The sequence below is a fragment of the Streptomyces sp. NPDC029169 genome (genome assembly GCF_055563935.1).
The window spans coordinates 109,412-128,010 of sequence record NZ_JBVHXA010000012.1; the positions used below are offsets into that span (position 1 = coordinate 109,412).

Here is an 18,599-nt window from a genome sequence, read left to right on the forward strand (position 1 = left end):
TCAGCTGGATTGTCAGTGGTGCCCTTCACGATGGACACATACGGACACAGAGCCGTCACACGACGACAGGAGGCTCGTCATGACCAGCTCCTCCGCAGCAGCCGCACCCCGGCGCCGCTCAGGTGGCCGGCCTGCCCCCGCACTCGCCGGACCGCCCACCGACGTCCACCCCGTGCCGCGCCGCTCGACCGCGCCGCCCGCGGCTCTCGACCTGCTCGCCCAGGCCCGTGCCGGCCTCGACGAGGCCGCCGGCTTCGACCGCCCCAACGAGCGGTACGCCACGGCCCACCTCGCCGCCCTGCGCACGGCCGCCGCCGTGCTCGCCGTCCGGGGCAGGCCCGAGACCGATCCCCGTAAGCGGACCAGGATCCGGAGCGCCTGGGAAGTGCTGCCCGAGATAGCGCCCGAACTCACCGAGTGGAGCGCCCTGTTCGCCTCCGGCGCCGCCCGCCGGGCGCGGGCCGAGGCCGGGATGCCGGGCGCGGCGAGCCCGCGGGACGCCGACGACCTGATCCGGGACGCAGCGATGTTCCTGCGCCTCGTGGAGCGCCTCCTCGTCCTCCAGCCCGTGCTGCCAGGCCAGACCGGGGCCGGTGAGGCCACGGGGTGAGCGAAGGCTGAGCGGGGGAGTGCGCCCGAGGCCATAGGGTGGGAAGCGTTCGTACACCGTCACCGAGGAGTCAACAGCCGTGTCGGACCCTTCCCCTGTCTTCGGTCGAGAGGCGTCGTCGCGCCCGTCGCGCGCCTCCCTTCGTACGGCCGTCGTCTGGGACGTCCTCAAGGACGCCCTCGATCGCCGGGTCAAGGCCACCGGGAAGGACAGCCTCGATGTCCTCGACACGGGCGGCGGCTCCGGGATCTTCGCGGTGCCGGTGGCCCGCCTCGGCCACCGGGTCACGGTCGTCGACCCCAGCCCCAACGCCCTGTTCGCGCTGGAGCGCCGGGCCGCCGAGGCCGGCGTCGCCGACCGCGTCACCGGAGTCCAGGGCGACATCCGCGGGCTCTTCGACGTGGTCGGGCGCGACGGGTACGACGTGGTTCTCTGCCACGGCGTCCTGGAGTACGTGGACGACCCGGCCGAGGGTGTACGGAACGCGGCCGCCGCGCTGCGGGACGGCGGCGCGCTCAGCCTGCTCGCCGCGGGCGTCGGCGGCGCCGTCCTGGCCCGCGCGCTGGCCGGTCACTTCACCGAGGCCAGGAACGCCCTCAGCGACCCTGACGGCCGCTGGGGCTCCGGGGACCCGGTTCCCCGGCGCTTCACCGCCGACCAGCTCACCGAGCTGGCGGGCGCGGCCGGTCTGGACGTGGGCGCGGTGCACGGCGTACGGGTCTTCGCCGACCTGGTCCCCGGCGTCCTGGTCGACACCGAGCCCGGCGCGGCGGAGGCTCTGCTCAAGCTGGAGGCCGCGGCGGCGGAGCTGCCGTCCTTCCATGCCATCGCCACCCAGTTGCACGTCCTGGGCGAGAAGCCGGCCTGATGCCCGGCGGTGGCGCGCTGATCAGCGGCGCAACCGCACATGGAGTACGCCACAGGACCCCCGGTCGCGGGCTTTGCCCCGTATGATCGGGGGACACTGTCCGGCATGACAGGCAAGGCGCTGGGGAATCAACGCCTCAGCAACCCGAACCGCATGGCGGCCCGGATTGGCGATTGGCGTTGAGGGCGGGTTTCACGGGGGCGATTCCCTGCCTATCCTGAAAGGGCCGCATCCCGGTCGCCCCCGCGACCGACGACTAGGAGGACTCCGTGCCGCTCTCGGAGCACGAGCAGCGAATGCTCGAGCAGATGGAGCGAGCGCTGTACGCCGAAGATCCCAAGTTCGCGACAGCGCTCGAGGGAAGCGGACTGCGTACGTACACCCGGCGACGGGTCTACCAGGCAGTCGCCGGCTTCCTGGTGGGTATCGCGCTCCTCATGGCTGGAATGGTCGCTCAGCAGATCTGGATCAGCGTGGTGGGGTTCCTCGTCATGCTGGGCTGCGCGGTACTGGCGGTCACCGGATGGCGCAAGGCGCCCAAGCCGGGTGAGCAGCCGACGACAGGTGGCGCGGCGGCGGGGGGCCGTCAGGCCCGACAGCGTCGCTCGATGATGAACCGGATCGAGGAGCGGTGGCAGCGCCGCCGCGACGAGCAGCAGGGCGGCGGCCACTGACCCGCCCCTGAGGGCCCAGCCCTCTCCCCACGACCCCGAGCCCCGCGGGCCCGCGTTTCGACGCGGTCCAGCGGGGCTCGTTGCGTTTCGGGCCCGCCCACCCCGCCCCCGCGTGGGAGGGGGCGGGGTGCCCCCTCCCCGTCAGCCCTGCTGGCGGCGGCGGAACGAGTCCGCAAGCCGTGCCGCCAGGTCGCCGTACCGCGTGCCCCAGCGCGCCGTCGTGGACGACCACCAGGACGACGCCGCCCACGCCACCCGGGCGGTCGAGCGGGGAGCCAGGAGGGCTCGTAGGCGCAGCCTCCGGGAGGAGACCGTTGCGAAGCCGGATCTGATCAGGGTCACCTCGTCCGCGAGGCCCGTGGCCGGGCGGGGGCGCGGGGCGTAGAGGACCTGCTCGACCGCCCGGGCCACCCGGTGCACCGCGTTCGCCGGCTCGCCCTCCAGGGCGGCAAGGCGGACGATCCGCGCCGCCGTCCTCCGGGGCGTCTGCGACTCGTCCGGCACCACCCCGTGGTCCCAGGCCGTGTCGATGATCTCCCGCCACGCCGCCAGGGTCCTGACCACCGCGTCCTCGGCGGTGCGGCCCGAGGAGCCAAGGCGCCCCGCCCGTACCCGCGTACGCCACAGCAGAGGCGTCAGCGGCAGCAGAAACACCACCACCCCCAGGCACACCAGCACCACCGTCAGCGGAGACACCCCGCCGTCGTCCGACGAGGCACCGCCCGCCGCCGCGTCCGGACCGCACTCGCCGAGGCGGCGCAGCTGCGGCGGGCAGCTGTCCGAGGCGCTCGGCGCCGCGGACGGCGCCGCCGCGCTGCTGGCCGAGGGCCGCGCCGACTCGGTCGGCGTACCCGTCGGGGACTGCTCACGCGTGTACTCAGGCGTCGAACCCCGCGTCGGCGTCGGCTCGAACCGGGTCCACCCCGCGCCCTCGAAGTACAGCTCGGGCCAGGCGTGCGCGTCCCGGATGCCCACCGACATCGAGCCGTCGGACTGCGGCCCACCCGGCATGAAGCCGACCGCCACCCGCGCCGGGATGCCCAGGGTCCGCGCCATCGCAGCCATCGAGAACGAGAAGTGGACGCAGAAGCCCTCCCGCCGCTCCAGGAAGCGCGTGATCGCCTGGACTCCCGTACCCGACTCGACCTCGACGTCGTAGCGGAAGCCGCCGTCGTGGGCGAACCAGTCCTGGAGCTTCACGGCCCGCTCGTAGTCGTTCCGGGCGCCCCTCGTGACCTGCAGCGCCGTCGACCTGACGTCGGGCGGCAGCGCGTCGGGGACCTTGGTGTACTCGGCGCGGAGCTTCGCCGGGGCCGGTGCGGCCGCCGCCAGCTGGGCGGCCGTCGGCCGCACGTCCAGGCTCTGCACCGTGTACCGGGCGCCGCGCGTGGTCTGCCCGTCGTCGCCGACGAGCATCCGCCCGGCCGGCTCGTACCGCCAGCGTCCGCCGATCTCCACGTCGGCCGCCGGATACGGCATCGGCAGCCACTTCTGCTCGTACGTCGTGGCGGCGACGAAGTTGCCCGTCACCTCGGTCGTGCGGACCTGCTCGCTCAGGCCGTCCGGCCGCGGCAGCCGGTCGGGCACGTCCTCGATCGGGCGGACCGAGGACTTCCACGAGGTGCCGTCGAACTGGTCGAGCGCGACGAGCCGCAGATACATCCCGCTGGTCTCGGGCGCGTTGGTCCGGTACCTGAGCACCTCGCGGTCCTCGGGCTGCCGCAGGTTGTCCTGGAGCGAGACCAGCGGGTTCACCGCCGAGATCGTCCCGCCCTTGCCGCCCTCGCCCGATCCCCCGCCCGGACCGCCGAGCAGGCCGCCGGAGAGCGTGGGCAGCACGGCCGGCACCGCCAGCGCGATCCCCATCGCGACCACGCCGATGCGTCGGCCGGTCCGCACCGGGGCGAGCGCCTGCCCGCTCCCGGACGCCGCGCCCGTTCCCGTACGGCCCGCCCGTGGCGCGCCGCCGAAGACCCGTCCCCACTGGGAGAGCCGGTCCCGGCCCTCCGCGAGGAGCAGCAGGAGATAGCCGGTGGCCGCAAGCAGGAACCACATCCAGTCCGCGCCGCCCTCGGAGAGCCCCGCGGCCACCGAGTACAGCGCGAGCAGCGGCAGACCGGCCGGGGCCGCGCTGCGGAAGGTCACCGCGAGGGTGTCCACGAGCAGCCCGATCACGAGCACGCCGCCGACCACCATGAGCCGGATGCCCTCGGTGTCCGGGGCCGGGCTCGCGTAGGTGCCCACGTCGTCGGCGCCCGCCTGGAACAGCGCGCCGAACCGCCCGAGGGCCTGCGGCCCGGGCAGCACCCCGAGCAGCGCGTGCTCCCGGGCGAAGACCAGGGTCAGCGCCAGCAGGCTCACGACGGCCTGGGCCGTGACCGTCACCGGCCTGGCCAGCGGCACGCGCCGGGTCAGCGCGCCGACCCCGCTCTGCACCGCGAGCAGGATCGCGGCCGTGAAGATCCAGGTCGCCGGCTTCACCAGCGGAAGGAGCGCGCCCGCCGCCATCAGCGTGGCGGCGTAGGCGCCCAGTGTCAGCCGCCCGCGGCCGCTCATGACCAACCTCCGTACGTGTCACCCGCGGCGCTCTCCGCGCGGATTCCGCCCGCCTGCCGCCACAGTTCGGCGAGCCCGGCCCCCGGCGGCACGGCCAGCGCCGTCCAGCCGGCCTCCCGCAGCTGCCGCAGCCGCTCGTCGACCGCCCCGGCCGTCGCGCCGCCGGTCAGCCAGCTGCCGGAGTCCAGGACGAAGGCCACGGCCGCGCCGCTGCGCTGCCGCATCCGGGCGGCCAGCGCCGCCTGCTCCTCGTCGATGTCGCCGACGAACGCGATCAGCAGGCCCTCGTTCCCGCCCCGCAGCACGTCGTACGCGCGCGAGAGTCCGGCCCCGTCGGAGTGGTCCACGACCGCGAGGGTGTCCATCATCAGTCCGGCCGCCTCGGCCGAGTCCTGCGAGGTACCGGCGAAGCCCTCGGCGCCCTCGCCGGGCACCGCGGTGCCCGTGTCGGTGAGGAGCCGTACCGCATAGCCCCGCTCCAGCATGTGCACCAGGGCGGAGGCCGCGCCCGAGACCGCCCATTCGAAGGCCGAGTCGGGTCCGGCGCCCTCGTAGGCGATCCGGCGGGTGTCGAGCAACACCGTGCAGCGGGCCCGCTGCGGCTGCTCCTCACGGCGCACCATCAGCTCGCCGTACCGCGCGGTGGACCGCCAGTGGACCCGGCGCAGATCGTCGCCGTGCCGGTAGGCGCGCGGGATGATGTCGTCGTCCCCGGCGAGCGCCAGCGAGCGCAGGCTCCCGTCGCCGTACCCCGCCGCCTCGCCGGCCAGCTTCACCGGCGGCAGCGCTTCGGTCCGCGGGACCACCGTCAGGGTGTCGTACGCGCTGAAGGAACGGGTCAGCTCGCACATGCCGAACGGGTCGTTCAGCCGCATCTGGAGCGGGCCCAGCGCGAAGCGGCCGCGCAGATCGGAGCGGACCCGGTACGACACCTCGCGCCGCCCGCCCGCCTCGACCCGGTCCAGCACGAAGCGGGGCCGCGGCCCGAGCATGTACGGGACGTGGTCCTGGAGCATGAGGAGCCCGGTGGGCATCCGGGACACGTTGTCCATCCGCAGATGGACCCGGGCCTCGGAGCCGACCGGCACCCGCTGCGGGGAGAGCCGGCGGCTGCCCGCGACCTGGTGCCGGGTGCGGTGGAGCACGCCGACGCAGATCAGCGGCAGCACGGCGAGCAGCAGCCCGACGCGCAGCAGATCGCCCTGGCCGAGGACGTAGGCGCAGATCGCGGCGGCGACACCGGCGGCGAGGAAGGACCGGCCGCGCGTGGTGAGACCGTCCAGGGCGGCCCGCAGACCGCCCCGGTCCTCACCCGGGCCGCCGTCCCGGTCCTCACCCCGCTGCCCCTCCGGCGCGGCGGAGGTCGTCATCACAGCGGCCGGACGCCGGGCTGCTGCTGGCCGTAGTGCGGGCCGACGGGCGGCGCCGTGGCCGGGACGGGCGTGCGCTGCAGGATGTCGAGGACGACCTGCTCCGCGGTACGCCGGTTCAGCTGGGCCTGCGCCGTGGGCAGCAGTCGGTGGGCGAGGACCGGCACGGCCAGCGCCTGGAGGTCGTCCGGCAGGACGTACTCGCGGCCGCTGAGCGCGGCGGACGCCTTGGCGGCGCGCAGCAGGTGCAGCGTGGCACGCGGGGAGGCGCCCAGTCTCAGGTCCGGGTGGCTGCGGGTCGCGGACACGACGTCCACGGCGTACCGGCGCACGGAGTCGGCGACGTGGACGTTCCGTACCGCCTCGATCAGCTTCACGATGTCGTGGGCGTGCGCCACCGGCTGGAGGTCGTCGAGCGGGTTGACCGCCCCGTGGATGCCGAGCATCTGGAGCTCTGCCTCGGGGCTGGGGTAGCCGATCGAGACGCGCGCCATGAAGCGGTCGCGCTGGGCCTCGGGGAGCGGGTACGTGCCCTCCATCTCCACCGGGTTCTGCGTGGCCACCACCATGAACGGGCTCGGCAGCTCGTACGTCTGCCCGTCGACCGTGACCTGCCGCTCCTCCATGGACTCCAGGAGAGCGGACTGGGTCTTCGGCGAGGCACGGTTGATCTCGTCGCCGATCACGATCTGGGCGAAGATCGCGCCCGGCTTGAACTCGAAGTCCCGCCGCTGCTGGTCGAAGATCGACACGCCGGTGATGTCCGACGGCAGCAGGTCGGGCGTGAACTGGATACGGCGCACCGAACAGTCGATGGACCGCGCCAGCGTCTTGGCCAGCATCGTCTTGCCGACGCCGGGGACATCCTCGATCAGAAGATGTCCCTCGGCGAGCAGCACGGTCAGCGAAAGCCGTACGACCTCAGGCTTGCCCTCGATCACACCCTCCACCGACCTGCGGACACGCTCCGCTGTGGTGGTCAGATCTGTGAGGCTCGCTCGATCGTCATAGGTCGTCACCCGGCCCTCCTCGGCCCCTCCGAAAAACACCGACACCTGCCCCCGCGGTTCTTTCGGGGGGTGTCACCCGAGCATTGTTGTTGCCCGTGCCGGGTTGTGTCACTTGCCTGTGGACAAGTGCGGGCGATATGCCGGGGTTTGCTGTGTTGCGCCCAGCGGATCGGGGTGGATCAGGCCGGGTCGATCTCACGGAGCAGACCGGTGGTCACGTCGAAGACGAAGCCCCGGACGTCGTCGGTGTGCAGCAGGAACGGCGAGGTCCGCACGCGCTGCATCGACTGCCGGACGTCCTGGTCGACATCACGGAAGGCCTCGACGGCCCACGACGGCCGCTGCCCGACCTCGTCCTCCAGCTCGTGCCGGAAGTCCTCGGTCAGCGACTCGAGACCGCAGTTCGTGTGGTGCACGAGCATCACGCTGCGGGTGCCGAGGGCGCGCTGGCTGATGGTGAGGGAGCGGATCACGTCGTCGGTGACCACACCGCCTGCGTTACGGATGGTGTGGCAGTCGCCGAGCTCCAGGCCGAGCGCGGCGTGCAGGTCGAGACGGGCGTCCATGCAGGCGACCACGGCGACGCTCAGGACGGGCCGCGCGTCCATGCCGGGGTCGGTGAAGCCGGCGGCGTATCGCTCGTTGGCCTCGACGAGTCGGTCAGTGACCGTTCCGCCGCTGCGTATCACGTCGGCGGCGTCGGCGGAGGGGTGCGCGGAGGTCGACATGTCTATGACGGTACTGGTCACGGGCGCTCGGGGCCCGCTGTGAGAGCGGACAAAGAACGTCAATGAGCCTTTGTGTGAGGTAACCCACAAGCATGAGAAGTGCGCGCCCGTACGGGTGAGTCGCCCGGATTGTCTGCCTCCGTCCGACGGCCCGCGCGACGCGCCAGCCGGTTGATTGACCGCTGCGGCCAGTGGACTAAAGTGACGCGCAGATCACGGAGACATTGAGCGATATCCGCAGTTTCTCCCCGCGTGTGCGGCGGATGCGTAGCGGCCGCGCCGAATCTGAGCCGAATTCTGAGAGGGCGCAATTGAGCAACGACCGACACGTCCCGGTGATGCTCCAGCGGTGCCTGGACATGTTGGCCCCTGCCCTGGAGCGCCCCGGCGCGGTCGTCGTCGACTGCACCCTCGGCCTCGGCGGCCACAGTGAGGCGCTGCTCCGGCGGTTCCCCGAGGCGCGGCTCGTCGCCCTCGACCGGGACAAGGAGGCGCTGCGGCTCTCCGGCGAGCGGCTCGCCCCGTACGGGGAGCGCGCGACGCTCGTCCACGCGGTGTACGACGAGCTGCCCGAGGTACTCGACCGGCTCGGTATCCCGCGCGTCGACGGCATCCTCTTCGACCTGGGCGTCTCCTCCATGCAGCTCGACGAGGCCGACCGCGGCTTCGCGTACGCGCAGGACGCGCCGCTCGACATGCGCATGGACCAGACGACCGGGGTCAGCGCGGCGGAGGTGCTCAACACCTACCCGGCCGGCGAGCTGGTCCGCATCCTGCGCACGTACGGCGAGGAGAAGCAGGCCAAGCGGATCGTCTCCGCGATCGTGCGCGAGCGCGAGAAGGAGCCGTTCACCAACAGCGCCCGGCTTGTCGAGCTGATCCGCGACGCGCTGCCGCAGGCGGCCAAGCGCACCGGCGGCAACCCGGCCAAGCGCACCTTCCAGGCCCTGCGCATCGAGGTCAACGGCGAGCTGACGGTCCTGGAGCGGGCGATCCCGGCGGCGGTGAAGGCGCTCGCGGTGGGCGGCCGGATCGTGGTCCTGTCGTACCACTCCCTGGAGGACCGGCTGGTCAAGCAGGTCTTCGCGGCGGGTGCGGCGAACACCGCCCCGCCGGGCCTGCCGGTGGTCCCGGAGCAGTACCAGCCCCGCCTGAAGCTGCTCACCCGCGGCGCCGAACTCCCCACGGAGGAGGAGATCGCCGAAAACCGCCGCGCGGCCCCGGCCCGGCTCCGGGGGGCGCAGCGCATCCGGGAGGATGTGCACGCATGATGACGAAGGGGCCGCTCAAAGGGCGGGCCGCGCGGTTGGGGCGGCTCATGCCGTCGGGGCCCAGCAGCGCCGCCCGTACCCCCTTCGTCCTGCTCGTCGTGGTGCTCCTCGGCGGCGGGCTCATCACCCTCCTGATGCTGAACTCCGCCCTCAACCAGGGCTCCTTCAAGCTGCGCGATCTCAAGAACCGCACCACGGAGCTGACCGACGAGGAGCAGGCCCTCCAGCGGGACGTGGACGACTACTCCGCGCCCGACGCGCTGGAGCGGCGGGCCCGGGAGCTCGGCATGGTGCCGGGCGGCAGCCCCGCCTTCCTCGACCCGGACGGCACGGTCCGCGGCGAGCCGTCCACGGCGGTCGCACCCAAGCCCAGCCCGACGCCGACCCCGACGTGGACCCCGCCCCCGCCCCCGCCCCCGACGGCGACGGCGACGGCGACGAGCACACCGACCGGGTCCGCCGCGCCGCCCCCGCAGACCCCCGAAACCGCGCCGCCCCCGCAGACCCCCGACACGTCGACGACGACCGCGCCCGCCCCGACGAACTCCGGCAGGTGACCGCAGTGCCCCCCAAGGAGCCCCCGCGCCGCCGGGTGCCCGGCCCCGCCCGGCCCGCGCGCCCCGCCACCCGCCCCCGGCCCGCCGCAGCAGGCGCCCGCTCCGGCGCCTCGCGCAGGCCCTCGCCCCGGCCGCTCGCGCGGCCGAAGGCACGCACCATCCGGCTCGGCAGCCCCAAGCCCCGGCTCCGGCTCGTCTCCCTCGGCCTGACGCTCGTGATGCTGGTCTTCGTCGTCCGGCTGCTCCAGGTGCAGGCCGTCGACGCCGGCGCGCTGGCCGCCAAGGCCGAGGCGCACCGCTACCAGGAGTACACGCTCTCCGCGGACCGCGGCGAGATCACCGACCGCTCCGGGATCGCGCTGGCCGCCAGCGTCGACGCGTACGACATCACCGCCGACCCCAAGCTCTTCACCCCCGAAGAGAGCCGGATCCAGGACGCCCCCGAGCAGGCCGCGGCCCTCCTCGCGCCGCTCCTGGGCAAGGAGCCCGCGGACCTCGCCAAGAAGCTCCGCACCCCCAAGTCCCGGTACACCCTGCTCGCCCGCAAGCAGACCCCGCAGGTCTGGAACCAGATCAAGGACCTGAAGAAGGTCTACGCGCAGAAGGCCAAGCTCTCCGAGGGGGGCAACGGCATCAACCTCCTCGCCGGCATCCTCAGCGAGCCGAGTACCAAGCGCGTGTACCCCAACGGGGAGCTGGCCGCCGGGATACTGGGCTACGTCAACGCCGAGGGCCGCGGCGCCGGCGGCCTGGAGTCGATGCTCGACAAGGAGCTCGCGGGCCAGGAGGGCAAGATCCGGTTCGCCCAGTCCGGCGGGCGCCAGGTGCCGACCGCGGGCTCCCAGGGCACCCCGGCCGTGCCCGGCTCCGACATCGAGCTGACCATCGACCGGGACATCCAGTGGGCCGCCCAGCAGGCCATCACCGAGCAGGTGCGGAAGTCCAAGGCCGACCGCGGCTACGTCATAGTGCAGAACACGAAGACCGGCGAGGTCCTCGCCATGGCCAACGCCCCCGGCTTCGACCCCAACGACCTGTCCGCGGCCAACGCCGCCGCGATGGGCAACGCGGCCCTCCAGGACGCCTACGAGCCCGGCTCGACCAGCAAGGTCATGTCCATGGCCGCCGTCCTGGAGGAGGGCGTGGCGACCCCCGGCACCCATGTCACCGTCCCCAACCGGCTGCACCGCGGCGACCGGCTCTTCAAGGACGACGTCGACCACCGGACCTGGTACCTGACGCTCAACGGCGTCCTCGCCAAGTCGAGCAACATCGGCACGATCCTGGCCACCGGCCAGCTCGGGAAGACCCAGGCCGAGTCCAACCAGATCCTCTACTCGTACCTGCGCAGGTTCGGCATCGGCAGCCCCACCGGGCTCGGCTACCCCGGTGAGACCCCGGGCATCCTCGCCAAGCCCCAGGACTGGTCGACCTCGCAGCAGTACACGATCCCCTTCGGCCAGGGCCTCTCGGTCAACGCCATGCAGGCCACCTCGGTCTACTCGACCATCGCCAACGGAGGCGTACGGATCGAGCCCACGCTCGTCCGCGGCATCAGGGGGCCCGACGGCCGGTTCACCCCGGCGCCCGCGCCCGAGCAGAACAGGGTGGTCAGCGAGAAGACCGCCAAGACCCTCGCGCAGATGCTGGAGTCCGTCGTCGGCGACGAGGAGGGCACCGGCACCAAGGCCCGTATCCCCGGCTACCGGGTCGCGGGCAAGACCGGAACCGCCAACCGCGTCGACCCCGAGCTCGGCCGCTACAAGGGGTACACCGCCTCCTTCGCCGGCTTCGCGCCCGCCGACGACCCGCGGATCACCGTCTACTGCGCCATCCAGAACCCCACCAAGGGCGACTACTGGGGCGGCAAGCTCTGCGGACCCATCTACAAGAAGGTCATGGAGTTCGCCCTCAAGACACTCCATGTCGCACCGACGGGAAGCGAGCCCGCCCGCCTGCCGGTGACGTTCGAGAACAACGAGTGACACCCGGGAGCACCAGTGAGCACGATCACCCCCGATTCCGGGAACCGGAAATCGAACGCCGGCGACGCCCGGGACTCTTTTGGCCCCGCGGCGGGTGGGCCCGGTACGCTCACCGCCGTGCCACACGCTGATCAGTACCGAACCACCCCGCCCCGCCCGGAGCAGGCCCGCCCGACACCCCTGGGTGACCTGGCCGCCCGGCTCGGGGTCGAGACGCCAGGCGACACCGACGTCACGGGCATCACCCACGACTCGCGGGCGGTACGCCCCGGCGACGTGTACGCGGCCCTCCCCGGCGCCCGGCTGCACGGCGCCGACTTCGCGGACCAGGCCGCGGGCCTCGGCGCCGCCGCGATCCTCACCGACCCGGCGGGCGCCGAGCGCGCCGCCGCGACCGGCCTGCCGGTCCTGGTCGTGGAGAACCCGCGCGGACGGATGGGCGAGCTGGCCGCCGAGATCTACGGACGGCCGGGCGAGGACCTCCTCCAGATCGGTATCACCGGCACCTCCGGCAAGACCACCACGGCCTACCTGGTGGAGGGCGGCCTGAAGGCGGCCGGACGGAAGAGCGGCCTCATCGGCACGGTCGAGATGCGGATCGGCGACGAGCGCATCAAGTCGGAACGTACGACCCCCGAGGCCACCGACCTCCAGGCCCTGTTCGCCGTCATGCGCGAACGCGGCGTCGAGGCGGTCGCCATGGAGGTCTCCAGCCACGCCCTCGTGCTCGGCCGGGTCGACGGCTGCGTCTTCGACGTCGCCGTCTTCAACAACCTCAGCCCGGAGCACATGGAGTTCCACTCCGGCATGGAGGACTACTTCCAGGCCAAGGCGCGGCTCTTCACGCCCGAGCGCAGCAAACGGGGCGTGGTGAACCTCGACGACCCCTACGGCCGCAGGCTCGCCGCGGACGCGGCCGTCCCGGTCGTCACCTTCTCCGCCGAGGGCCACCCGGACGCCGACTGGCGCGCCGAGGCCGTCGAGATCGGCTCCCACGGCTCCACGTTCACGGTCATCGGCCCCGGGGGCGAGCGGATCTCCGCCGCCGCCCCGCTGCCCGGCCCGTTCAACGTCGCCAACACCCTCGCCGCGATCGTCACCCTCGCCGCCGCCGGTCTCGACCCGCAGACCGCCGCCGACGGCATCGCCGCCGTCCCCGGCGTCCCGGGCCGCCTGGAGCGCGTCGACGCGGGCCAGCCGTACCTCGCCGTCGTCGACTACGCCCACAAGACGGACGCCGTCGAATCGGTCCTGCGCTCGCTGCGCAAGGTCACCGAGGGGAAGCTGCACATCGTCCTCGGCTGCGGCGGCGACCGGGACACCACCAAGCGCGGCCCGATGGGCGCCGCCGCGGCCCGCCTCGCCGACACCGCCGTACTGACCTCCGACAACCCCCGCTCCGAGGACCCTCTCGCGATCCTCGCCGCGATGCTCGCGGGCGCCGCCGAGGTGCCCGCCCACGAGCGCGGCGAGGTCGCCGTCTTCGAGGACCGCGCCGCCGCCATCGCCGCGGCCGTGGCCCGCGCCCAGCCCGGCGACACCGTGCTCGTCGCCGGAAAGGGCCACGAGCAGGGCCAGGACATCGCCGGCGTGGTCCGCCCCTTCGACGACCGCCAGGTCCTGCGTGAAGCGATTGAACGCAGCCTCAAGAACAGTCAGGGATAAGTTGTGATCGCCCTCTCCCTCGCCGAGATCGCCGAAATCGTCGGCGGGCAGTCGTACGACATACCGGATCCGGCCGTCCGGATCACCGGTCCCGTCGTCATCGACTCCCGTGAGGTGAAGACCGGCAGCCTGTTCGCCGCCTTCGCCGGCGAACAGGTCGACGGCCACGACTACGCGGCCCGTGCCGTCGAGGCGGGCGCGGCGGCGGTGCTGGCCGCCCGGCCCGTCGGCGTGCCCGCCATCGTCGTGGACGACGTCCAGGCGGCGCTCGGCGCCCTCGCCCGCGCCGTCGTCGAACGCCTCGGCACCGATGTCGTCGCGCTCACCGGCTCGGCCGGCAAGACCTCCACCAAGGACCTGATCGCCCAGGTCCTCCAGCGCCACGCACCGACCGTGTGGACGCCCGGCTCGCTCAACAACGAGATCGGGCTGCCGCTGACGGCGCTGCGCGCGAGCGACGAGACGCAGCACCTGGTCCTCGAGATGGGCGCCCGCGGCATCGGTCACATCCGCTACCTCACCGGACTGACCCCGCCGCGCATCGGACTCGTCCTCAACGTGGGCACCGCCCACATCGGCGAGTTCGGCGGCCGTGAGCAGATCGCCCAGGCGAAGGGCGAACTCGTCGAGGCGCTTCCGCCGGCCGACCAGGGCGGTGTGGCGGTCCTCAACGCCGACGACCCGCTCGTCCGGGCCATGGCCGAGCGGACCCACGCGCGCGTGACCCTGTTCGGAGAGTCGGACGAAGCGGTCGTACGTGCCGAGAATGTCCGGCTCACAGCGAACGGACAGCCCTCTTTCAAGCTCCACACACCCACCGGGTGCAGTGACGTGACCTTGCGCCTGTACGGTGAGCACCACGTGTCGAACGCGCTCGCCGCGGCCGCCGTCGCCCATGAGCTGGGCATGCCCGTGGAGGAGATCGCCACCGCGCTCTCCGAGGCGGGCTCCCTGTCGCGCTGGCGCATGGAGGTCACCGAGCGTCCGGACGGCGTGACGATCGTCAACGACGCCTACAACGCGAACCCCGAGTCCATGCGAGCCGCTCTGCGCGCGCTCGCGGCCATGGGCCGGGGAGCACAGGCCCAGGGGGGCCGCACGTGGGCGGTGCTCGGCAAGATGGCCGAGCTCGGAGACGCATCGCTCGCCGAGCACGACGCGGTCGGACGGCTCGCCGTCCGGCTCAACGTCAGCAAGCTCGTGGCGGTCGGGGAGCGGGAAGCGTCCTGGCTGCAACTGGGCGCATATAACGAGGGTTCGTGGGGTGAGGAGTCGGTGCACGTGTCCGACGCGCAGGCGGCGGTCGACCTGTTGCGCAGTGAGCTGCGCCCGGGGGACGTCGTCCTTGTGAAGGCTTCCAGGTCGGTCGGTCTGGAGCAGGTCGCCCTGGCACTGCTCGACGCCGAGAGCGAGGTCGCCGGCCGATGAGGCAGATCCTCTTCGCGGGAGCCATCGGGCTCTTCCTGACCCTGATCGGCACCCCGCTGCTCATCAAGCTCCTTGCCCGCAAGGGGTACGGACAGTTCATCCGCGACGACGGCCCGCGCGGCCACGCCGGCAAGAAGGGCACGCCCACCATGGGCGGTATCTCCTTCATCCTGGCCACGGTCATCGCGTACGTGCTCGCCAAGGTCATCACCGGTGAGGACCCGACGTACTCGGGTGTGCTCGTCCTCTTCCTGATGGCCGGCATGGGCCTCGTCGGCTTCCTCGACGACTACATCAAGATCGTCAAGCAGCGTTCGCTGGGCCTGCGGGCCAAGGCGAAGATGGCCGGCCAGCTGATCGTCGGCATCGCCTTCGCCGTGCTCTCGCTGCAGTTCGCGGACCTGCGCGGGCTCACTCCCGCCTCCGAGAAGCTCTCCTTCATCACCGACTTCGGCTGGTCCATCGGGCCCGTCCTGTTCGTGGTCTGGGCGCTCTTCATGATCCTGGCCATGTCCAACGGCGTGAACCTGACGGACGGTCTGGACGGCCTGGCCACCGGCGCGTCGGTGATGGTCTTCGGCGCGTACACCTTCATCGGCCTGTGGCAGTTCCAGGAGTCCTGCGCCAACGCGGTGACCCTGACCAACCCCAACGCCTGCTTCGAGGTCCGCGACCCGCTCGACCTCGCGGTCGTCGCCTCCGCCCTCATGGGTGCCTGCTTCGGCTTCCTGTGGTGGAACACCTCGCCGGCCAAGATCTTCATGGGCGACACCGGCTCCCTCGCCCTCGGCGGCGCGCTCGCCGGTCTCGCCATCTGCTCCCGTACCGAGCTGCTGCTCGCCCTGCTCGGCGGCCTGTTCGTGCTGATCACCATGTCGGTGGTCATCCAGGTCGGCTCGTTCAAGATGACCGGCAAGCGCGTCTTCCGGATGGCCCCGCTCCAGCACCACTTCGAACTCAAGGGGTGGTCGGAGGTCCTGGTCGTCGTCCGGTTCTGGATCATCCAGGGCATGTGCGTCATCGTGGGCCTTGGACTCTTCTACGCGGGATGGGCATCCGAAAAGTGAGCTGGAACGGCAAGAGGGTCACCGTCGCGGGTCTCGGCGTCTCCGGGATCCCGGCCGCCCGCGTCCTGCACGGCCTCGGCGCGGTCGTGACCGTCGTCAACGACGGCGACGACGAGCGCTCCCGGGCGCAGGCCGCCGAGCTGGAGGCCCAGGGGATCACCGTCCGCCTCGGCGACGGGGCGACCCTGCCCGAGGGCACCGAGCTGGTCGTCACCACGCCCGGCTGGCGCCCCGACAAGCCGCTCTTCGCGGCCGCCGCCGAGGCGGGCGTGGAGGTCTGGGGCGACGTCGAGCTCGCCTGGCGGCTCCGTGGCCCGGACGCCGCCCCCTGGCTCGCCGTGACCGGCACCAACGGCAAGACCACGACCGTACGGATGCTCGCCTCGATCCTGGAGGCCGCCGGACTGCGCACCGCGGCCGTCGGGAACATCGGCGTCTCGCTCCTCGACGCCGTCCTCGGCGAGGAGACGTACGACGTGCTCGCCGTCGAGCTCTCCAGCTACCAGCTCCACTGGGCGCCCTCGCTGCGCGCCCACTCGGCCGCCGTGCTCAACCTGGCCCCCGACCACCTCGACTGGCACGGCTCCATGGAGGCGTACGCCGCCGACAAGGGCCGGATCTACGAGGGCAACCAGGTCGCCTGCGTCTACAACGTCGCCGACAAGGCGACCGAGGACCTGGTCCGCGAGGCCGACGTCGAGGAGGGCTGCCGCGCCATCGGCTTCACCCTCGGCACGCCCGGACCGTCCCAGCTCGGTGTCGTCGAGGGCATCCTCGTCGACCGCGCCTTCGTCGAGAACCGGCAGAAGCAGGCCCAGGAGCTCGCCGAGGTCGCCGACGTCCAGCCGCCTGCCCCGCACAACATCGCCAACGCGCTCGCCGCGGCCGCCCTCGCCCGCGCCTTCGGCGTCGAGCCGAAGGCCGTACGCGACGGACTCCGGGCCTTCCGGCCCGACCCGCACCGCATCGAGCTGGTCGAGGAGATCGAGGGCGTCGTCTACGTCGACGACTCCAAGGCCACCAACACCCATGCCGCGGAAGCCTCGTTGGCGGCCTACGACCCGATCGTCTGGATCGCCGGCGGACTCGCCAAGGGCGCGACCTTCGACGAGATCGTGGCCGGGGCCGCGAAGCGCCTGCGCGGCGTCGTCCTGATCGGCGCCGACCGCGCGCTGATCAGCGAAGCCCTGGCGCGACACGCCCCGGAGGTCCCGGTCGTGGACCTCGACCGGACCGACACTGGTGCGATGTCCGCGGCGGTCCAGGAGGCGGCCCGGCTCGCCCGGCCGGGGGACACGGTCCTGCTGGCCCCGGCCTGCGCCTCGATGGACATGTTCACCAATTACAACAAGCGGGGCGAGGCCTTCGCGGACGCGGTCCGTACCCTCGCCATCACCGGGCGCGTCTGACCTGACCAGCAAGGAGGTCCGGCAGCGCCGGGCACGACTGGAGGGGACAGCGACCATGCCGAGCAGAACCGCCGGGACCCGTCGGCCCTCCGCCGTCCGCGGCGGGGGCCGCGTTCCCGCGCCGCCGCGGCCGTCCCGCGGCGGCGGCGTACGGCGGATGTACGAGCAGGCGCGGCGGGCCTGGGACCGGCCGCTCACCGCGTACTACGTCATCCTCGGCGCCGCGCTGCTCATCACCACGCTCGGCCTGGTGATGGTCTACAGCGCCTCGATGATCACGGCCCTCCGGTACGACCTGGTGCCCTCGTACTTCTTCCGCAAGCAGTTCTTCGCCGCGATCCTCGGCACCGCGCTGCTCCTGGTCGCCTCCCGGATGCCCGTGAAGCTGCACCGGGCGCTCGCGTACCCGATCCTGGTCGGCGCGGTCTTCCTGATGGTTCTCGTGCAGGTCCCGGGGATAGGGCGGGCGGTCGGCGGCAACCAGAACTGGATCTCCCTGGGCGGACCGTTCATGCTGCAGCCCAGCGAGTTCGGCAAGCTGGCGCTGATCCTGTGGGGCGCCGACCTGCTGGCCCGCAAGCAGGACATGAAACTGCTCACCCAGTGGAAGCACATGCTCGTGCCGCTGGTGCCCGGGGCGTTCCTGCTGCTCGGGCTGATCATGCTCGGCGGGGACATGGGCACGGCGATCGTCCTCACCGCGATCCTCTTCGGCCTCCTGTGGACGGCCGGAGCGCCCACCAGGCTCTTCGTCGGAGTGCTCTCGGTCGCCGGGGCGATCGGCTACCTGCTGATCAAGTCGAGCGAAAACCGGCTGAGGCGGTTCGCCTGCATCGGCGCCACCGACCCCGGGGGAGAGGGCGCGCCCTGTCTTCAGGCCGCCCATGGGATCTATGCTCTGGCCTCGGGCGGATGGTTCGGTTCCGGTCTGGGTGCCAGTGTGGAAAAATGGGGCCAACTACCCGAAGCGCACACCGACTTCATCTTCGCCGTCACCGGGGAGGAACTGGGTCTGGCGGGGACGCTGTCGGTACTCGCCCTGTTCGCGGCTCTAGGCTATGCGGGTATCCGCGTGGCCGGACGCACGGAGGACCCCTTCGTGAGGTACGCCGCGGGAGGCGTGACCACCTGGATCACGGCGCAGGCCGTGATCAACATCGGTGCGGTGCTCGGCCTGCTGCCGATCGCCGGAGTCCCGCTCCCGCTGTTCTCGTACGGGGGGTCGGCCCTGCTGCCGACCATGTTCGCCGTCGGGCTCCTCATCGCCTTCGCGCGACAGGATCCCGCCGCGAAAGCGGCTCTGGCCATGCGGCGCCCCGGCTGGGGCAGGCGGGCCGGGGTGAGATGGAAGTCGATGCGACGGCGCGTCAAGAAGCGTCCGTCCGGAGAGCGGTGAATTTC

15 protein-coding genes are annotated in these 18,599 nt (G+C 72.4%); 11 read left to right on the forward strand and 4 right to left on the reverse strand.

The genetic code is table 11. The features are described 5' to 3' along the window. The first annotated feature begins 79 nt into the window (after positions 1-79). The 3 genes from ACZ4VI_RS22470 (at position 80) to ACZ4VI_RS22480 (ending at position 2,152) form a co-directional block, all read left to right on the forward strand. On the forward strand, positions 80-610 hold the full coding sequence (locus tag ACZ4VI_RS22470; RefSeq protein ID WP_468001685.1) for an SAV_6107 family HEPN domain-containing protein: 531 nt from the start codon (positions 80-82) through the stop codon (positions 608-610). 79 nt (positions 611-689) lie between these two features. Then, on the forward strand, positions 690-1,478 hold the full coding sequence (locus ACZ4VI_RS22475; protein ID WP_468001687.1) for a class I SAM-dependent methyltransferase: 789 nt from the start codon (positions 690-692) through the stop codon (positions 1,476-1,478). 269 nt (positions 1,479-1,747) lie between these two features. Next, the gene (locus ACZ4VI_RS22480; protein ID WP_468001688.1) at positions 1,748-2,152 is read left to right on the forward strand and encodes a DUF3040 domain-containing protein; all 405 of its coding nucleotides are present in this window, start codon (positions 1,748-1,750) and stop codon (positions 2,150-2,152) included. Positions 2,153-2,293: 141 nt separating this feature from the next. Here ACZ4VI_RS22480 and ACZ4VI_RS22485 read toward each other — a convergent pair whose 3' ends face one another. From ACZ4VI_RS22485 to ACZ4VI_RS22500, 4 genes are all read right to left on the reverse strand, one after another. Further along, complete coding sequence (locus tag ACZ4VI_RS22485; protein WP_468001690.1) at positions 2,294-4,708, reverse strand: transglutaminase TgpA family protein; 2,415 nt, start codon at positions 4,706-4,708, stop codon at positions 2,294-2,296. After that, a complete protein-coding gene (locus ACZ4VI_RS22490) occupies positions 4,705-6,078 on the reverse strand; it encodes a DUF58 domain-containing protein (protein WP_468001692.1) in 1,374 nt (457 codons plus the stop codon). The genes ACZ4VI_RS22485 and ACZ4VI_RS22490 overlap by 4 nt, the downstream gene beginning before the upstream one ends. After that, entirely contained in the window at positions 6,078-7,097 is a 1,020-nt protein-coding gene (locus ACZ4VI_RS22495) for an AAA family ATPase (protein WP_468001694.1), read from the reverse strand. Before ACZ4VI_RS22495 ends, ACZ4VI_RS22490 begins: the two co-directional genes overlap by 1 nt. A 170-nt stretch (positions 7,098-7,267) precedes the next feature. Further along, positions 7,268-7,816 (reverse strand): beta-class carbonic anhydrase, encoded by a 549-nt coding sequence (locus tag ACZ4VI_RS22500; RefSeq protein WP_468001696.1) that lies wholly within the window; start codon positions 7,814-7,816, stop codon positions 7,268-7,270. A gap of 311 nt (positions 7,817-8,127) precedes the next feature. Here ACZ4VI_RS22500 and rsmH point away from each other — a divergent pair, with 311 nt between their 5' ends. The 8 genes from rsmH to ftsW are packed head-to-tail and all read left to right on the forward strand — an operon-like array spanning position 8,128 to position 18,594. Beyond that, positions 8,128-9,087, forward strand: coding sequence for a 16S rRNA (cytosine(1402)-N(4))-methyltransferase RsmH (gene rsmH / locus ACZ4VI_RS22505; protein ID WP_468001698.1), 960 nt, complete (start codon positions 8,128-8,130; stop codon positions 9,085-9,087). After that, on the forward strand, positions 9,084-9,644 hold the full coding sequence (gene ftsL, locus ACZ4VI_RS22510) for a cell division protein FtsL (RefSeq protein ID WP_468001700.1): 561 nt from the start codon (positions 9,084-9,086) through the stop codon (positions 9,642-9,644). The genes rsmH and ftsL overlap by 4 nt, the downstream gene beginning before the upstream one ends. Positions 9,645-9,649: 5 nt before the next feature. Further along, positions 9,650-11,629, forward strand: coding sequence for a peptidoglycan D,D-transpeptidase FtsI family protein (locus ACZ4VI_RS22515; RefSeq protein WP_468001889.1), 1,980 nt, complete (start codon positions 9,650-9,652; stop codon positions 11,627-11,629). Between the two features lie 15 nt (positions 11,630-11,644). Next, positions 11,645-13,294, forward strand: a complete 1,650-nt coding sequence (locus tag ACZ4VI_RS22520; protein WP_468001702.1) for a UDP-N-acetylmuramoyl-L-alanyl-D-glutamate--2,6-diaminopimelate ligase — start codon at positions 11,645-11,647, stop codon at positions 13,292-13,294. Positions 13,295-13,297: 3 nt separating this feature from the next. After that, complete coding sequence (locus tag ACZ4VI_RS22525) at positions 13,298-14,722, forward strand: UDP-N-acetylmuramoyl-tripeptide--D-alanyl-D-alanine ligase (RefSeq protein WP_468001703.1); 1,425 nt, start codon at positions 13,298-13,300, stop codon at positions 14,720-14,722. Beyond that, positions 14,719-15,789 carry a phospho-N-acetylmuramoyl-pentapeptide-transferase gene (mraY, locus tag ACZ4VI_RS22530; RefSeq protein WP_393497435.1) on the forward strand — a complete coding sequence of 357 codons (1,071 nt, stop codon included), beginning with the start codon at positions 14,719-14,721 and terminating at the stop codon, positions 15,787-15,789. Before ACZ4VI_RS22525 ends, mraY begins: the two co-directional genes overlap by 4 nt. Then, positions 15,771-17,198, forward strand: a complete 1,428-nt coding sequence (murD, locus tag ACZ4VI_RS22535) for a UDP-N-acetylmuramoyl-L-alanine--D-glutamate ligase (RefSeq protein WP_468001705.1) — start codon at positions 15,771-15,773, stop codon at positions 17,196-17,198. Before mraY ends, murD begins: the two co-directional genes overlap by 19 nt. 55 nt (positions 17,199-17,253) lie before the next feature. Beyond that, positions 17,254-18,594 (forward strand): putative lipid II flippase FtsW, encoded by a 1,341-nt coding sequence (gene ftsW, locus ACZ4VI_RS22540; protein ID WP_468001707.1) that lies wholly within the window; start codon positions 17,254-17,256, stop codon positions 18,592-18,594. Positions 18,595-18,599: the final 5 nt, after the last annotated feature.